Origin of the sequence: Bradyrhizobium sp. USDA 326 (assembly GCF_049739485.1) — a bacterium.
GTDB lineage: Bacteria > Pseudomonadota > Alphaproteobacteria > Rhizobiales > Xanthobacteraceae > Bradyrhizobium.
Map to the genome: position 1 here is coordinate 5,656,144 of NZ_JBMGQA010000001.1, position 13,878 is coordinate 5,670,021.

The 13,878-nt window shown below is 65.2% G+C and carries 14 protein-coding genes; 4 read left to right on the forward strand and 10 right to left on the reverse strand.

Annotated elements, in window-relative coordinates; all coding sequences use genetic code 11:
• Nucleotides 1-172 precede the first annotated feature (172 nt).
• From ABIG06_RS26505 to ABIG06_RS26515, 3 genes are all read right to left on the reverse strand, one after another.
• Nucleotides 173-550, reverse strand: coding sequence for a response regulator transcription factor (locus ABIG06_RS26505; protein ID WP_124158529.1), 378 nt, complete (start codon nucleotides 548-550; stop codon nucleotides 173-175).
• Nucleotides 551-656: 106 nt separating this feature from the next.
• Nucleotides 657-1,328: a response regulator transcription factor gene (locus ABIG06_RS26510; RefSeq protein ID WP_370139195.1), complete on the reverse strand. Its 672-nt coding sequence runs from the start codon at nucleotides 1,326-1,328 to the stop codon at nucleotides 657-659.
• Entirely contained in the window at nucleotides 1,325-2,956 is a 1,632-nt protein-coding gene (locus tag ABIG06_RS26515; RefSeq protein ID WP_370139196.1) for an ATP-binding protein, read from the reverse strand. Before ABIG06_RS26515 ends, ABIG06_RS26510 begins: the two co-directional genes overlap by 4 nt.
• Before the next feature lie 701 nt (nucleotides 2,957-3,657).
• Between ABIG06_RS26515 and ABIG06_RS26520 the strand changes: the two genes are divergently transcribed.
• Together ABIG06_RS26520 and ABIG06_RS26525 are read left to right on the forward strand one after the other, a co-directional pair.
• On the forward strand, nucleotides 3,658-4,512 hold the full coding sequence (locus ABIG06_RS26520) for a helix-turn-helix domain-containing protein (protein WP_370139197.1): 855 nt from the start codon (nucleotides 3,658-3,660) through the stop codon (nucleotides 4,510-4,512).
• The gene (locus ABIG06_RS26525) at nucleotides 4,509-4,763 is read left to right on the forward strand and encodes a hypothetical protein (RefSeq protein WP_370139198.1); all 255 of its coding nucleotides are present in this window, start codon (nucleotides 4,509-4,511) and stop codon (nucleotides 4,761-4,763) included. The genes ABIG06_RS26520 and ABIG06_RS26525 overlap by 4 nt, the downstream gene beginning before the upstream one ends.
• A 128-nt stretch (nucleotides 4,764-4,891) precedes the next feature.
• On the opposite strand, the gene ABIG06_RS26530 is transcribed toward ABIG06_RS26525, so the two are convergent.
• Together ABIG06_RS26530 and ABIG06_RS26535 are read right to left on the reverse strand one after the other, a co-directional pair.
• Nucleotides 4,892-6,259, reverse strand: a complete 1,368-nt coding sequence (locus tag ABIG06_RS26530; protein ID WP_370139199.1) for an amidase — start codon at nucleotides 6,257-6,259, stop codon at nucleotides 4,892-4,894.
• Entirely contained in the window at nucleotides 6,240-7,436 is a 1,197-nt protein-coding gene (locus tag ABIG06_RS26535; protein WP_370139200.1) for an MFS transporter, read from the reverse strand. Before ABIG06_RS26535 ends, ABIG06_RS26530 begins: the two co-directional genes overlap by 20 nt.
• Before the next feature lie 26 nt (nucleotides 7,437-7,462).
• Here ABIG06_RS26535 and ABIG06_RS26540 point away from each other — a divergent pair, with 26 nt between their 5' ends.
• Nucleotides 7,463-7,798 carry a hydroxyisourate hydrolase gene (locus ABIG06_RS26540; protein WP_370140912.1) on the forward strand — a complete coding sequence of 112 codons (336 nt, stop codon included), beginning with the start codon at nucleotides 7,463-7,465 and terminating at the stop codon, nucleotides 7,796-7,798.
• Here the strand turns inward: ABIG06_RS26540 and ABIG06_RS26545 are convergent, their stop codons facing one another.
• From ABIG06_RS26545 to ABIG06_RS26560, 4 genes are read right to left on the reverse strand one after another with little or no spacing between them, the layout of a single operon-like run.
• On the reverse strand, nucleotides 7,799-8,614 hold the full coding sequence (locus tag ABIG06_RS26545; protein ID WP_370139201.1) for an ABC transporter permease: 816 nt from the start codon (nucleotides 8,612-8,614) through the stop codon (nucleotides 7,799-7,801). It lies immediately after the preceding gene.
• Complete coding sequence (locus ABIG06_RS26550) at nucleotides 8,614-9,477, reverse strand: ABC transporter permease (RefSeq protein ID WP_370139202.1); 864 nt, start codon at nucleotides 9,475-9,477, stop codon at nucleotides 8,614-8,616. Before ABIG06_RS26550 ends, ABIG06_RS26545 begins: the two co-directional genes overlap by 1 nt.
• Before the next feature lie 2 nt (nucleotides 9,478-9,479).
• Nucleotides 9,480-10,526, reverse strand: a complete 1,047-nt coding sequence (locus tag ABIG06_RS26555) for an ABC transporter substrate-binding protein (protein WP_370139203.1) — start codon at nucleotides 10,524-10,526, stop codon at nucleotides 9,480-9,482.
• Nucleotides 10,527-10,556: 30 nt separating this feature from the next.
• A complete protein-coding gene (locus ABIG06_RS26560; protein WP_370139204.1) occupies nucleotides 10,557-11,651 on the reverse strand; it encodes an ABC transporter ATP-binding protein in 1,095 nt (364 codons plus the stop codon).
• Nucleotides 11,652-11,739: 88 nt separating this feature from the next.
• Between ABIG06_RS26560 and ABIG06_RS26565 the strand changes: the two genes are divergently transcribed.
• Complete coding sequence (locus tag ABIG06_RS26565) at nucleotides 11,740-13,128, forward strand: amidase (RefSeq protein ID WP_370139205.1); 1,389 nt, start codon at nucleotides 11,740-11,742, stop codon at nucleotides 13,126-13,128.
• Here the strand turns inward: ABIG06_RS26565 and ABIG06_RS26570 are convergent, their stop codons facing one another.
• On the reverse strand, nucleotides 13,129-13,878 hold the full coding sequence (locus ABIG06_RS26570) for an aspartate/glutamate racemase family protein (RefSeq protein WP_424578418.1): 750 nt from the start codon (nucleotides 13,876-13,878) through the stop codon (nucleotides 13,129-13,131).

Consider the following 13,878-nt stretch of genomic DNA (forward strand, 5'->3'; position numbering starts at 1 on the left):
GAATCCTGCCCCTTCCGTTCTCGGCAGAGCATGCCGCCCGGCCGAAGCCCACAAAGTCGAGGCCGACTATGAGATTTGCAGGGCCTGCCGGTATTTCCGGTCCATCAACCCAGTTGCCGGAATGCACGTCTGGTTGGGGAGGAGGGCCTTGCGCGAGGGACGAATAGAGGGATTACGGCGCGTGGCCAGCCAGCGCCTCTTCGAGGCAGCGGATGATCTCATCGCCGCTGGAGGGCTTGCCGAGATAGCAATGCGCGCCCGCGGCCATCACACGCTGGCGCACGGATTCGCTTGGAAATGCGGTCATGAAGATGATCGGGAAGCGGCGGCCGGCCGCAATCAATTGGGCCTGCAACTCATCGCCCGTGATGACCGGCATCTGCACGTCGGTGATCATGCATGCCGGATCGTCTCCCGGCGCATTCCGCAGGAAGTCCAGGCCGGACTCGTAGGCATCGGCCTCGTAGCCGAGCGAACGCACCAGGCTCGCAAGCGAAGCGCGAACCCCTTCATCGTCCTCCACAATCGCAATCACAGGAGTCTTGGCCATTTGCGCACAATCCTGACCGCGGTGTTCCGCAAGGCAAGGAGGATATCTCCCGTTGCGCGGCCCATGGCGCCTTATGCACCCTGAGGCCGGACCGCCGAAATTATACTCAGGTTTGGTCCGTAGTCCTGCGGGTTTGGGAAACTCCGAGCGCCTCGGCCTTGCGAACGAGGTCGGCCAGTGACCTAACCCCCATCTTGCGCATGACGTTCCCTCGGTGGATTTTAACCGTGATCTCGCTGAGTCCGATCAGGGCTGCCACCTGCTTGTTCATCAGGCCGGCGGTGACATGGCCCATCACCTCACGCTCGCGCGCCGTCAGGGTTTCGTACTGGGCGCGGATGTCCTCCTTAGCCGCGGCTTCGGCACGGTGCTGCGCATCGCGCTCAAGCGCCGCGGTCACGGCATCTAGCATGTCCTGGTCGCGGAACGGCTTGGAAAGGAAGTCGACGGCGCCGGCCTTCATGGCACGTACCGACATCGGAATGTCCCCGTGGCCGCTCATGAAGATGATTGGATAGCTGATGCCCTGCCGGACGAACTGGCTCTGCAGATCGAGCCCGCTCACACCGGGAAGGCGGACGTCCAGCACGATGCAGCCGGGACCGTCGGGCAGCGAGCCGGCAAGCAATTCGGCGGGCGAGCCGAACAGGCGCGTCTGGAGGCCGACGGATCGGAACAGGCTGTCGAGCGAGGCGCGGATCGCTGCGTCGTCGTCGACGACAATGACGATTGCGTTGGAAGGCTGGGCCGGCGGCTGCGCCTGGTCTGGTCGTGTCATGGCAAGGCGTGCTCTTGGCTAAATGGCAATGTCAGGTGGAATGTCGTTCCCGCTCCCAGGGTGCTCGCCACCGACAATCGGCCGCCGTGAGCTTCCACCGTGGTTCGGCAGATCGCAAGCCCCATGCCCATTCCGCCATCCTTCGTCGTGAAGAACGGATCAAACAGGCGCGGCAGATCCTCCGGCTGGATGCCTGGGCCGCTATCCTGTACCGTAATCGTGAGGGTTTCGCTGTCCTCGCTGCCGGCGCGCAGCGTGATCGTGCGGGAACTGGGCTGGCCTGCCATGGCCTGGCCGGCGTTGATCAGAAGATTGACCAGAACCTGTTGCAGCTGGACCCGATCGCCGCGGATCGGTGGCAGGCTGGGCTGCGATTCGATGGTGAGGGTGACCTTGTCCTTGGCGAGTTCGCGCGCGACCAGTGCAGTCGCCTCCTCGATGATCTCGCCGATTTGTAGCATATCCCGCTGGGGCAGGGCCTTCTTCAGGAAGGTGCGGATGCGGGTCACGATCTCGCTGGCGCGGCGCCCCTGAGCGACGACATGGCCGATCGACGTCGTGACCTCCTTGAGGTCGGGTACGTCGCGCCGCAGCCACCGCAAGCCCGCTTCGCCGCTGGTGACGATCGCCGCGAGCGGCTGGTTCACCTCATGCGCAATCGACGCGCTGAGCTCGCCGAGGGTTGCAACGCGCGCGGCATGAGCGAGCTCGGCTTGCGCCGCGAGCAGCGCATCCTGCGCCTGCCGGCGCTCGGTAATGTCGACGACGAAGACGAGCACGTTATGATCTTCGTCGGATTGAGGCGGAAAGGTGATCGTGAACAGCACGGGAACCTTGCGTCCGTCGAGGCGCACGAGCTCGGTTTCCCCTTCGTGGAACCGCTCTCCTTCCGCGAAGGCCGCCAGCGCGTCGAGGAAACTACGATCGTTCTCGCCCAGCAGCTTGTCCACGTTCTGGATGAAGGCCGCAGAGCTGCTTGCCCCCGCCATCTTCTGCAGGGCAGGATTGACGTCGGTGATTTTGGCAAGTCCGCGGGCATAACGGACGAAATCGGGATGTCGCGCCAGATAATCGCGCAGGTCCGCGCCACGGGGAGGTAGCGAATCCAGCGCGGTCCGCAGTCCGCTCCAGTCTTCCTCGACGACGCCGATCCGGCTTGCGTCGAACATTCGGCGGTAACGCTGCTCGCTCTGCACGAGTGCGCTGTGCGCCGCGACCTGGTCCGTGACGTCGGTGTGCGTTTCGAGCACTCCGACGGGTTTGCCGAGAAGGTCGTGTTGCAGGGCCCAGCGGGCATCGACTGCGAGGGTGGCGCCGGCCTTCGTGCGCTGCTCAACCCTGCCTTCCCATCGCCCCGTGTCGAGCAGGGTGGCCTCGATGACTTCCCTCCGGTCGGAATAGCTGGTTCGCAGAAGCTTGTCGGCGAGCTGCCCAAGCGCCTCGTCGGCCGACCAGCCATAAGTCTGTTCCGCGGCCCTGTTCCAGAAATTGATCACGCCCGCGCGATCGCGGACGAAAATCATGTCATGCGAGAGGTTGAGCAGACGCGCCTGCGCCGCCAGGCGATTGGTTGCGGCATGATTCTGGAGCGCGAGCAGCGTGGTGATGGCGATGGCCGCGAGGCTCACCAGGGCACGAAGGGCCGGCGAGCCGATGGGCTCGTGATCATGCGACAATAGATACGCCGTGATCGTCAGGGCGGCACAGCCGATCGCGGCGACGACGATGTCGTTGCGCCGGTTCGTCCTCGCTGCAAGCAGGATCGCAACGACGTAGAGAACCGCGACCGCGCCCTCGAGCGGCGTCAGCACGTCGACCATGAAGACCGCAAGGGCGAGGACGGCGGACCAGAACCGCAAACCGGCGCGGCTCATGGATGAACCAGTGGGCCGATCAAAGTTCGTCATCGTCGCAGGCGGGGCTTCTTCTCATTGCAGCCGCGTTGATGCCGCGATTTGATCGCGCCCACAATATCCCGTCTGCTGATTTTCGTGCTCTCTTGGAAGACCTCGTGGATAGCCGATCCGGCGTGGGCGCCGGCACGGAGATTCCCCAGCGGAACGAGGCTTATTGGTGATTTTGCCGGTCGCGGGCGCGTCAACTTACCGCAGGCGGGCGGAGCTGCAGGCCTCGGGTAGATGCAGGCGAAGTGTTCCGCTCGCCCTCTCGCCCAGGATCATACTTACGTATGACGCGGTTAACCCGAGACCTTATCCATGCACCCGCGCGTAGAATGGAGCGCGCGGATCGCCGAACTACTCTGCTCCCATCGCATTCGGACAAGCCGGCCAGGCGTTGCCAATGCGAAACGGGACAAGGAGGTTCGACGATGTCGCTGCAGATATCACACTCGCAAATTGCCAAGGATCATGTCGCCGCCGCAATCGACGTCTCGCCCATCGACGGCCAGCGGCTGCGGCCATCGAGACGTTCGCTACGCTCCGGCGAGGAGGCAGTGATGCTCTCCCTCGTGCATCTGGATGTTGCGCTGGCCATCGAGCCGCCTGCTTCGGACGTGCGAGGATCTGCCAATGACGGGCCGAGCTTCAGGGTGTCCGCGAAACGTCTTGCGCACGCGTCCGCAGAGTCCGATCGGGAGACGGGTGCGGAGGAGGGCGCGGACCCGGTGATGAGGCGCCTCTCGGATGCACTCGCGGCCACCAAAGCCATGCACAATCCCCATTCCGCCATTCTCGTCGACGCATTGCGCTTGGCCATTCTGACCCGCAAGGCCAGCGGGGGGACGACGGTCGGACGAGGCCAGTCCGAGTCGGCCGAGAGTGACCGCGAACGGCACGCCTGCCGGGCGGTGCGGTCGCTGCAAAAATGGCGCCTCAAGCGCGTCATGCAATACATCGACGACAATCTGGAGGCGAAGGTCACCTTGCAGCATCTGGCCGCTGTTGCCGGCCTGAGCCGGATGCACTTCGCCGCGCAGTTCCGGGCGGCCGTCGGCATGCGGCCGCACGAGTATTTGCTGAAGCGGCGGATCGAGCGAGCCCAGGAATTGCTGCAGCGAGCTGACGTCTCGCTCGTCGACATCGCCTTGACCGTCGGGTTTCAGACGCAGGCTCATTTCACGACAGTGTTCAAGCGCTTCGCCGGCAATACGCCATATCAATGGAGGAGTGCTCATCTTGCGCAATTCCTGCCGCTGCCGCGCCCAGAAGCGAGGGCGTCATGAACGGCATCGGTATGCAGGCCCTGTCGCTGCCGCTGCTCGGCATTGAGTCGGCGCTGGTGTACCATGAGCTCATGGGATTGTTCGAGATCGCGCGTGTCCTTGGTGCCTCCTATCGCTTTGCGTCCTCGGGATCCGGGTTAGGCGCTCTTTACGGTCGCTTCACTCTGAACTTCTGCAGGACTATTGTCGGAGGCATCGCACACTATGCATTGGTGGACCGGTCGATCGAGGCAGCGGTCCCGCAGGCTTGAAACAGAAGGCATTGGACTGAGACGAGCGGTTCCGCAGTCGGCTCGACCGGCCAACTATGGCCGAGCGATCCGAGATGCGCATGGCGAGCAGGTGTTCGATGTCGATGTGCGCTCAGTGACGGCAGGATTTACACTCGCAGGATGGCCTCAATCTGTTGCGCTGCTCCGAGCAGCGAGCGGTCTTGTCCGCGCGCGGCGATGATCTGAAGGCCGAATGGAAGCCCGCACCGATTCGTTCCGCACGGAATCGAAATCGCCGGCAGGTGGGCATGATTGATAAAGGGCGTGAACACCGCGTGGGCACGCGGGCTTACGACTTTTCCACCGATCATGTCCGGGCCGAGTTGCGTCAGCGGCCACGCGACGCACGGGACGGTCGGCGCCAGCAGCAGGTCAACTTCGGCGAAGAAAGCCGCGAAGGCATTGGCGATCGCGGCGCTCGCGAGCAGCGCTCCGGCAACCTCCGCACCCGACCAGGTGAGACCTCGCTCGATCTGCCTGACGATGTCGGGATCGAGAATAGTTGGATCCTTGCGGAAGGAATCGCCATAGAGCGCCGCGAGACCCGCATGCTGAAGCGGCATGATAGCGTCTTCCGTGGCGCCTTCCGGCCAGACGGGGTCGTGCTGCGTGATGTGCAAACCTGCCGCGGAAAGGCGGTCGATAGCGGCGGCGAGCCCATTCGCGACGACGTCGTCGATCGCGACATCGAGGCCGAGGCGCGGCGAGAACGCGATGCGCTGGCCGCCGATGTCTTCGGCCCGTTGCGAACCGACGGCGGAATCCGAATCGCGCGGATCGGCGCCGACCATGGCCTCGAACGCCAGTGCGATATCCGCCGCATCAGCTGCGATCGGCGCGATGACGGAGAGGCCGAAGAAGGGCTCCGCGAAACCTGGTCCATAGGGGATTGCGCCATAGGACGGCTTGAAGCCGGCGACTCCGACATGGGCTGGCGGCCTGCGGCTTGAGCCACCTGCATCGGTGCCGATCGCGAGCGGCACGAGGCCGGCCGCAACCGCGGCCGCCGGTCCCCCCGACGAGCCACCTGGTGTCAGCGTGGGATTGAGGGGATGCCGCGTTGGCCCATACAGCGGCGTGGTGGTGACGCCCTTGCAGGCGAACTCGGATGTTGCGCCGATGCCGACGACGACTGCTCCGGCCTTGCGCAGGCGCTCGATCGCGATGGCATCGTGCGGCGCCATGAAATCGCAGAACAGGCGCGAGCCCTGAGTCACACGCCAGCCGCCGACCCAGATGTTGTCCTTCACGATGACGGGGACGCCGGCGAGCGGCATTGTCTCGCCGGCACGCAGGCGATCATCGACTGCCGCAGCGTCGGCCAGCGTGCGTGCAGGATCGATCGTGACGACCGCGTTCAACGCCTTGGCGGCCACAATGCGCGCGAGCGCAGCCTTTGCGGTTTCGACGGAGCTCGTTCGCCCGGCAGCGACATCGGCCGCGATCTCGCGGGCACTATGCGCTGGCATGGTCATGGCCTCCCCAAATCAGCGCCACTGTGCCGCAGAGAGCCAGGCAGGCCAAGGCAAAGAAGGCTGTGCCGAGGCCGGCCACACCATCCGGGATCGACACCAGCGCGGGCGCCGCCAGCAGGCCGGCATAGGACGCGGTCAATACCGCGCCGGTGGTCTCGCCGATCCGGTCCTGCGGCGCGAGGCGTGCGATCTCGGCGATGAAGACGCCGTTCCAGCCCGAGGCCGTCAGCCCGAACAACGCCGCAATTGCGAACTGACCGGTACGGCCGAGTGAGGTGCCTTCGAGGCCCAGTAGCGCGGCGCAGAAGGTCATACCGAAGCCGATGACGATGAGCACCATACGCGAAGCATTGAGACGCATCGCCACGAAGCCCCAGCCGAGCCGGCCGACCAGCCCGCCGGCCTGCGCGCAGGCTAGCGCCATGCCGGCCTCGACGTGGCTAAGGCCAAGCTCGCGGGTGCCGAGCATGACGAAGACCGTGTTGAGCGACACCTGCATCGCGCTGAACGGCATCGAGGCCAGCGCCAGCATCGCAATCCGCCGGTCCGCAATCACCAGCGCCACCCGCTCGCGGAGATCGAGCTTTGGCGGCGGGGCGACCTTGCCGGCATAGGCCGGCCGCAATCGTTCGAACAGCGCGATTGCCAGCAGCGCCAAGGCGGCAACGGCCGCATAGCACCAGGCCGGTGCGAACGCGATGGCGATCGCGGGCAGGGCCAGCGAGCCGCAGATCGCGCCGATCTGGTTACCGGTCTGGCGCACCGAGAACACGAAGGCGCGGCGCTCGGCGGTCACGAGCCGCGCCAGCAGCGCGGCGCTCGCCGGCGTTTCGGGCCCCATGGCGAGGCCAATGCAGAGACCCGCGGCCAGCAGGGCGGCGGTCGATCCGAGCGCGGCCAGCGCCATGCCGACCACAATGGCCGCCGCGCACAGGCTCGCGATCCGCAGCGAGCCGACCCTCGCGATCAAGCCGCCGCCCCAGAACGATGCGGGGATGCCGACGGCGAATACGGCGCAGGAGAACATCGAGAGCTGCCAGACCTCGATATGGGCGCGCGGCGCGACCACGCCAGGCGCGAACAAGGCAAGCGCAACGAGGGCCTGCAGCGAGGTCATCGCGCCAAGGGCCGGCAACAATGCGGGTGCTGGTCGAACGGCCGCGTTTCCGTCTACCATGGCGGCTTGCTCATGGGAGGAACAACGTGGCAGGCGGCATTTCCATTCACGCGGTCGATGTGGCGAGCGGGCGGCCGGCACAGGGGCTGCGCGTCGAGATCTGGCGGATCGATCCGGACTCCGCGCGCATCGCCGACGGGCGGCTCGGCGTCAACGGCGTGCTCGATCATGCCGTTGTGCAAGGTGCCGGTGTAACGGAAGGCGCGTACGAGGTGCTGTTTCATCTCGGCGAGTTCTTTGGCGAGCGCGACGGCTTTCTCACGGTGACGCCGTTCCGCTTCCGCATCAAGGATGTTGACGAGCATTTTCATCTGCCGCTGAAATTCACGCGCTGGGGCTACTCGCTGTTTCGCGGTGCCTGATCAGTTCGTCAGCCGCCGCGACAGGCCGGTCACACGCTCCATGACCGCGACTAGCGCGACGGTGGCGATGATCAGCACGCCGGAGAGCGCGGCGATCGTAACGTCGAGCTTGCCTTCGAGATCCTGCCACATCCGGATCGGCAGCATGTCGGTCGCGGCATCGCGCAGGAACAGCGACACCGGCACGTTGTCGAAGGACGACATGAAGGCGATGAAGGCGCCCGCGATGATGCCGGGCCGGATCAGCGGCAGCACGATGCGGCGGAACGTGTAGAGACGGCTTGCCCCCAGCACGGCTGAGCTTTCGAGCAGGGTCGGCTCGAGCTGGGCGAGGGCCGCGACCGTGTTGCGCACGACATAGGGGACGCAGACCACGGTATGTCCGATCACCAGCGTCAGCGGTGACACCGGTAGGCCGACCAGCGAGAACAGCATTAGGGCAGCAAGACCGAAGGCGAGCGCCGGCAAGACCAGCGGCGACATGAAGAGGGAATCGAGCAGACGTGTCGACAGCGTCCGCGACCGCGAAATCGCGAGCGCTGCCGCAACCCCGAGCACGACCGATAGGCCCGTCGCCCACAGCGCCACGATCAGGCTGTTCTTGGCCGCAAAATGCAGTTGCCAGGCATTCCAAAGCTCGACATACCAACGCAGCGAATAGCCGGGCGGCGGAAAGCGCAGCGAGAAGCCGCTGGTGAAGGAGACGATCAGGACCACGAGCGACGGTGCGATGATGATGATCAGCGCGATCAGCGCGATCACGGTCATGACCAGCTCGAAGCTCAGGGCCTCCAGGGTGCGCCTGCGGCCGCTCATCACGCCCCTCCATAGCCGCGCGACAGGCGGCCGAGCGTGGTGAAGACGGAGACGACCGCGAGCACGGCGAGCAGGAAGATGATGGAGATCGCCGCCGCAAACGGCCAGTTCTGGAGCGTGGAAGCTTGCTGATACAGATACATCGGCATGAACAGCATCTGCCCGCCGCCGACAAGCGACTGGGTGATGAAGGCCGTGATCGCGGCGGCATAGGTCAGCGTGCAGCCGGCGATCACGCCAGGCAGCGACAACGGCAGTACGATCCTGAAAAAGGTGCGCCAGCTTCCGGCGCCGAGCGAGCAGGAAGCATCGTCGAGATTGGAATCGATGCGGCCGAGAGCCGTGATCAGCGGTAGGGTCATCAAGGGCATCTGCACCTGTGCCAGAGCGATCACGACGCCAACCCGTGTGTAAAGCAGCTTCAACGGCGTATCGATGATCCCGAGCGATTGCAGTGTCGCATTGATGATGCCTTGACGCCCCAGGATGACGATCCAGGCGAAGGTGCGGACCACGACGCTGGTCAGAAGCGGCAGCAGCACGATCAGGATGATGATGGTCTGAAGCTTTGGTCCGACTCGTTGATAGAGCCACGCGATGGGAAAGCCGAGCACGAGACAGACGGCGGTTACCTCGGCGCCCAGCAGCAGCGTCGAGCCGAGCACGCCCAGGCTGAATGGATCGGTGAGGAAGTGCAGGTACTGGCCGAGCCTCCAATGGAGCCCGGCCGTGTCGTTGTGCAGCGAGAGCCAGAACAGTTGCAGCAGCGGGGTAACGAAGAAGAAGAGGAAGAACAGTGCCAGCGGCGCTGCCAATCCCATCCCGTAGGACGTCACATCTCGTGATGCCGGCGCTGCACCCATTGTTAGATCTTGATCTCGCGGTTGAAGCGCTCGATCCAGGCCGAGCGCTGCTCGTTGATCTTCTTCCAGTCCTGGAACACGAACTTCTTCTTCAGCTCCGCGGTGTCCTTGGCCAGCACGCGCGCAATCTCGCCGCCCATCGTGACCTTGGAATTGGTAGGCACGATCAGATAGGGCGGGTTCATCAGCGTGGTCTGCACCTCGGGCGTCAGCGCGGCCTCGATCAGCTTGAAGGCGAGCTCGCGGTTGGGCGAGTTCTTGACGATGTGGATCGTGGTCTTGAAGGCGATGGCGCCTTCCTTCGGCGCCACGAACTCGACCGGCACGCCGCGCGCTTTCAGGATCTGGATGGCGTTGAAATTGCCTGGCGAGATATCGATCTGGCCCTGCTGGAACAGGGTCGCGAGCGCGCCAGGATTGGCCGCGACCGCGGCGAGATTGGGCTTGAGCTCTTCCAAAGCCTTGAAGCCGGGATCGACATTGGCTTCGGAGCCGCCGCGCATCTTGGCAATCTCGACCAACCATCCGGTGCCGAGTGTCGAGTTGAGGTTGGTGATGCCGACGCGGCCCTTGAACTCGGGCTTCCAGAGATCGGCCCACGACGTCGGCGGCGTCTTGACTGCTTCCGGATTGTAGGTGAGGCCGACGACCTGGAAGAACGGCGCAGGGCCCATCGGCTCCTGCGCCTCGGCGATCAGGTCCTTGTAGTAGGCGCTTTTCTCGACGGGATAGGGCTCGACCAGGTCCTGGCCGATGGCGACGAGAGCAGGACCTGGATCATGCAGCATAACGTCGATCGGCGGATTGGCCTTGGCGGCGTTGACCTTCGCGATCTGGTCGACCGAGAGCATCGGGTCGAGCACGATCGCAGCGTCCGCGTTCGCCTTGCGAAAGGCCGGCACCAGCACCGTCTTGTGGGCTTCCTCCCAACTTCCGGTGAAGGTCGCAAACACCAGTGGGCGGGCCTGGGCGAAGCTCAGTCCGGGAAACGCTTTCACGGCGCCGAGTGTGAGGGCGGTGGTCAGCAGGCTTCGGCGGTTGAGGATCATGTCGAACTCCATTTGGACTATGTCTGCATTTCAAAGCGTTGCGGGAAAGGCGTTGGCAAGCGACGGCGCGAGCGGTGCGAGACGCACCGCGGCACCGTTCTCTAGCGCGCGCGTCTCGCCGATGCGCGCCTGGGAGACCTTGACGCCGGAGCCGTCGGCAGTGGTGACTTCGTGCACGACAGTGGCTCCCAGCGGCAGCGACATGCCGACGACGCCGGCAAAGCCGGTCTCGTCGCCGACGAATTGCAGATGCTCGGGACGGATACAGACGGTGACGCGGCCACCTTCGCTGAGCGCCCCGCCGACGGGCCGCGCGATGATCTCCGTGCCGGCGTCGAGGCGTATCTTGGCGGCGGTACGGTCCGCCGAGACCACCACGCCGGGCATGCGGTTGGTCGAACCGACGAAGGTGTTGACGAACAAGGTCTGGGGCCGGTCGTAGACGTCGGACGGTGTGCCGAACTGTTCGAGATTGCCGTGGCTCAGCACGGCGACCCGGTCGGCCATCGACAGCGCCTCTTCTTGATCGTGAGTGACGATGAGCGTGGTGATGCCGGAAACACGTTGCAGCCGCTTGACCTCGATCTGCATGTCGAGCCGCAGATTCTTGTCGAGCGCGGCAAAGGGCTCGTCGAGGAGCAGGATCGACGGCTTGATCGCGAGCGCTCGGGCGAGCGCGACGCGCTGCTGCTGGCCGCCGGAGAGCTGCCGCGGCAGCCGCTCGGCCATTGCAGGCAGCTGCACCAGCTCCAGCAGGCGCTGTGCCTCGCGCTGGCGTGTCGCCTTGTCGATGCCGCGGGCGGCAAGGCCGTAGGCGACGTTCTCGCTAATGTTGAGATGGGGAAACAGCGCGTAGTTCTGGAACACGATGCCGACGGCGCGCTTGTTGGGCGGCAGCGCATCGACGATGCCGTCGCCGATGATGATCCTCCCTTGCGTCTGCGCGATGAAGCCCGCGATGATGCGCAGGAGCGTTGTCTTGCCGCAGCCGGACGGACCGAGCAGGGCGATGATCTCGCCGCCCTTGATGTCGAGATTGATGTCCTCGACCGCGAGTGAGCCGCTCGGATAGCGGTGTGTGACCGCGTCGACGACGAGCGAACGCCCGCTTGGCGCATCAGCCATGGTGTTGCCTCCCGTTGCCCCAGAGGAGTAAGCAAGTCTCGTGCCCGCGCCTGTCGCTTTTCGGCGCGGGTTTTGGCATGGTGGTCCGATGAAGACTGATCGATCGGTTTGCGACCTCACAACCACGGAGCTTGCCGGCGCGATTGCGAGGCGCGAACTGTCCTCGCGTGAGGCCGTTGAAGCGCATCTTGCGCGGATTGCGAGTCTCGACAGTCAGTTGGCGGCGTTCGTGACGGTCGATGTGGACGGTGCTCGCCGTGCCGCGCAGATTTGCGATGCGGCATCGGAGCCGCTCGGTCCGCTGCACGGTGTGCCTCTCGGGATCAAAGACCTCACCGACACCCGCGGGCTTAAGACGACTTATGGATCGATGCTGTTTCGCGATCACCTCCCGGGTGAGGACGATCTGGCGGTCGCGAGGCTGCGCCGCGCCGGTGCGATCATTCTGGGCAAGACCAACACGCCGGAGTTCGGCTTCGGCGCGGTCTGCACCAACCGATTGTGCGGGCCGACGCGCAATCCCTACGATTCCGCACTGACCTCCGGCGGATCGTCCGGCGGCTCTGCCGTCGCGGTCGCGGCCGGCATGGTGCCGCTGGCGCATGGCACCGATCTCGGCGGCTCGGTGCGCACGCCCGCAAGCTTCTGCGACGTCGCCTCGATCCGGCCGACGCCCGGCCGCATTCCGTCGCCGCGCCGGCCGCTCGGCTGGGACATGCTCGCCACCCACGGTTTCCTGGCCCGCGATGTCGATGACCTCGCTCTCGCGCTGTCCGTATGCGAGGGAAGCGACGTGCGCGACCCCGTATCGATCGGTCTCGGCAGCGACGATTGGTCGAACGCGGGACGTCCGAGGATCGCCGTAACACCCGATTTCGGTGTTGCACCGGTCGCACGCGACGTTCGCGCGCGCTTCACCACCGCATGTGAGGCGCTGGCCAGGATTGCCGACGTCGTGCCGTCCTCGCCCGATTGTATCGGCGCGGTCGAAACCTTCCGCACGCTGCGCACCGCGCATATCGCCAACAGCTATGGCGAGTTGCTGAGGACCCGGCGTGCGGAGCTCACTCCGACGGTGATCTGGAACATCGAGGCCGGCACGAAACTGTCTGCGCAGGACTACCTCAATGCAGAACGGCGTCGCACCGCCATCTACCGCAGCTTTCGCGAGCTGTTCACCCGTATCGATTTCCTGATTGCGCCGGCCGCATCCGTCTTCCCCTGGCCGAACGAGATCAGCGATGTCACCGCAATTGACGGGGCGGCATTGGAGACGCCGATCGACTATCTCGCGGTCACTTTCATCGTGTCCCTGGTCGGCTTTCCGGTCCTGACCATGCCAGTACGACGAGAAGCGAGCGATCTGCCCTTCGGCATCCAGATCGTCGCGCCCCGGGGATGCGAATCCCGCTTGTTTGCCTTCGGCCGTGTTCCCGAGAACGAATTGGGCTTTTCGCATCGTCGGCCGCCTCTCTGATCAGCTGTCGCGATGCTCGATCCGGGCGGCGAGCGCAGCGGCGAGACCGAGGGTCGGTTTGGCGGCGGGCCGGCGGAACGTTCCCGCTGCTGCCTTGCGCAGGTGCAAGGCAACCAGCGCTTCGGCCTGCTTCACAGCGGCGACGACCTGATCGACCACGGGAACGGGAATCCGGTCGGCGACGCGCTCGGCGAGGCCGGAGAGCGGGGCGCCCGCAAAAATCAGCACATCGGCCTCATCCTCGACGATGGCGCGCTGGGCGAGATCAACCAGCACGTCCTCCTTCTCGGTGCCGACCCCCGAGATCGCCTGAAAAGGCGTATCGAGCATGCGGATGCCGGCGCAGCGCTCCCAAAGTCCATGGGCGCGGACGCACTCCTCGTACCAGGGACCAAGCGCCTGGGCGAAGGTGACGATGGCGAAGCGGCGCCCGGCCATGCAGGCAGTCAGCATGGCCGCTTCCGCCATGCCGACCACGGGAATGTCGAAGGTCTCGCGCGCGGCGAACAGGCCGGGATCGCCGAAGGCGGCGATGATCGCGGCATCGACCGTCCTGTGGTGCTCGGCCAGCATCTCCAGCGCAATGGCCCCGCCGATCTGCGCCTCGGTGCGTGTCGCGATATAGGGTACGCCGCGGGTCGCTGTGCAGGGGATCAGCTCCGTCCCGGGCGAGACCGCGCGCTGCCCGACACCCATCATCAGGTGCGTGACCTCGGCACTGGTGTTCGGGTTGAGTAACAGCAGCTTCAT

Coding starts and splice junctions, on each gene's coding strand:
- ABIG06_RS26535 (WP_370139200.1), bottom strand. CDS start 7,436: ATGGTAGACGGAAACGCGGCCGTTCGACCAGCACCCGCATTGTTGCCG.
- ABIG06_RS26525 (WP_370139198.1), top strand. CDS start 4,509: ATGAACGGCATCGGTATGCAGGCCCTGTCGCTGCCGCTGCTCGGCATT.
- ABIG06_RS26555 (WP_370139203.1), bottom strand. CDS start 10,526: ATGATCCTCAACCGCCGAAGCCTGCTGACCACCGCCCTCACACTCGGC.
- ABIG06_RS26560 (WP_370139204.1), bottom strand. CDS start 11,651: ATGGCTGATGCGCCAAGCGGGCGTTCGCTCGTCGTCGACGCGGTCACA.
- ABIG06_RS26520 (WP_370139197.1), top strand. CDS start 3,658: ATGTCGCTGCAGATATCACACTCGCAAATTGCCAAGGATCATGTCGCC.
- ABIG06_RS26510 (WP_370139195.1), bottom strand. CDS start 1,328: ATGACACGACCAGACCAGGCGCAGCCGCCGGCCCAGCCTTCCAACGCA.
- ABIG06_RS26530 (WP_370139199.1), bottom strand. CDS start 6,259: ATGACCATGCCAGCGCATAGTGCCCGCGAGATCGCGGCCGATGTCGCT.
- ABIG06_RS26550 (WP_370139202.1), bottom strand. CDS start 9,477: ATGGGTGCAGCGCCGGCATCACGAGATGTGACGTCCTACGGGATGGGA.
- ABIG06_RS26545 (WP_370139201.1), bottom strand. CDS start 8,614: ATGAGCGGCCGCAGGCGCACCCTGGAGGCCCTGAGCTTCGAGCTGGTC.
- ABIG06_RS26565 (WP_370139205.1), top strand. CDS start 11,740: ATGAAGACTGATCGATCGGTTTGCGACCTCACAACCACGGAGCTTGCC.
- ABIG06_RS26505 (WP_124158529.1), bottom strand. CDS start 550: ATGGCCAAGACTCCTGTGATTGCGATTGTGGAGGACGATGAAGGGGTT.
- ABIG06_RS26570 (WP_424578418.1), bottom strand. CDS start 13,878: ATGAAGCTGCTGTTACTCAACCCGAACACCAGTGCCGAGGTCACGCAC.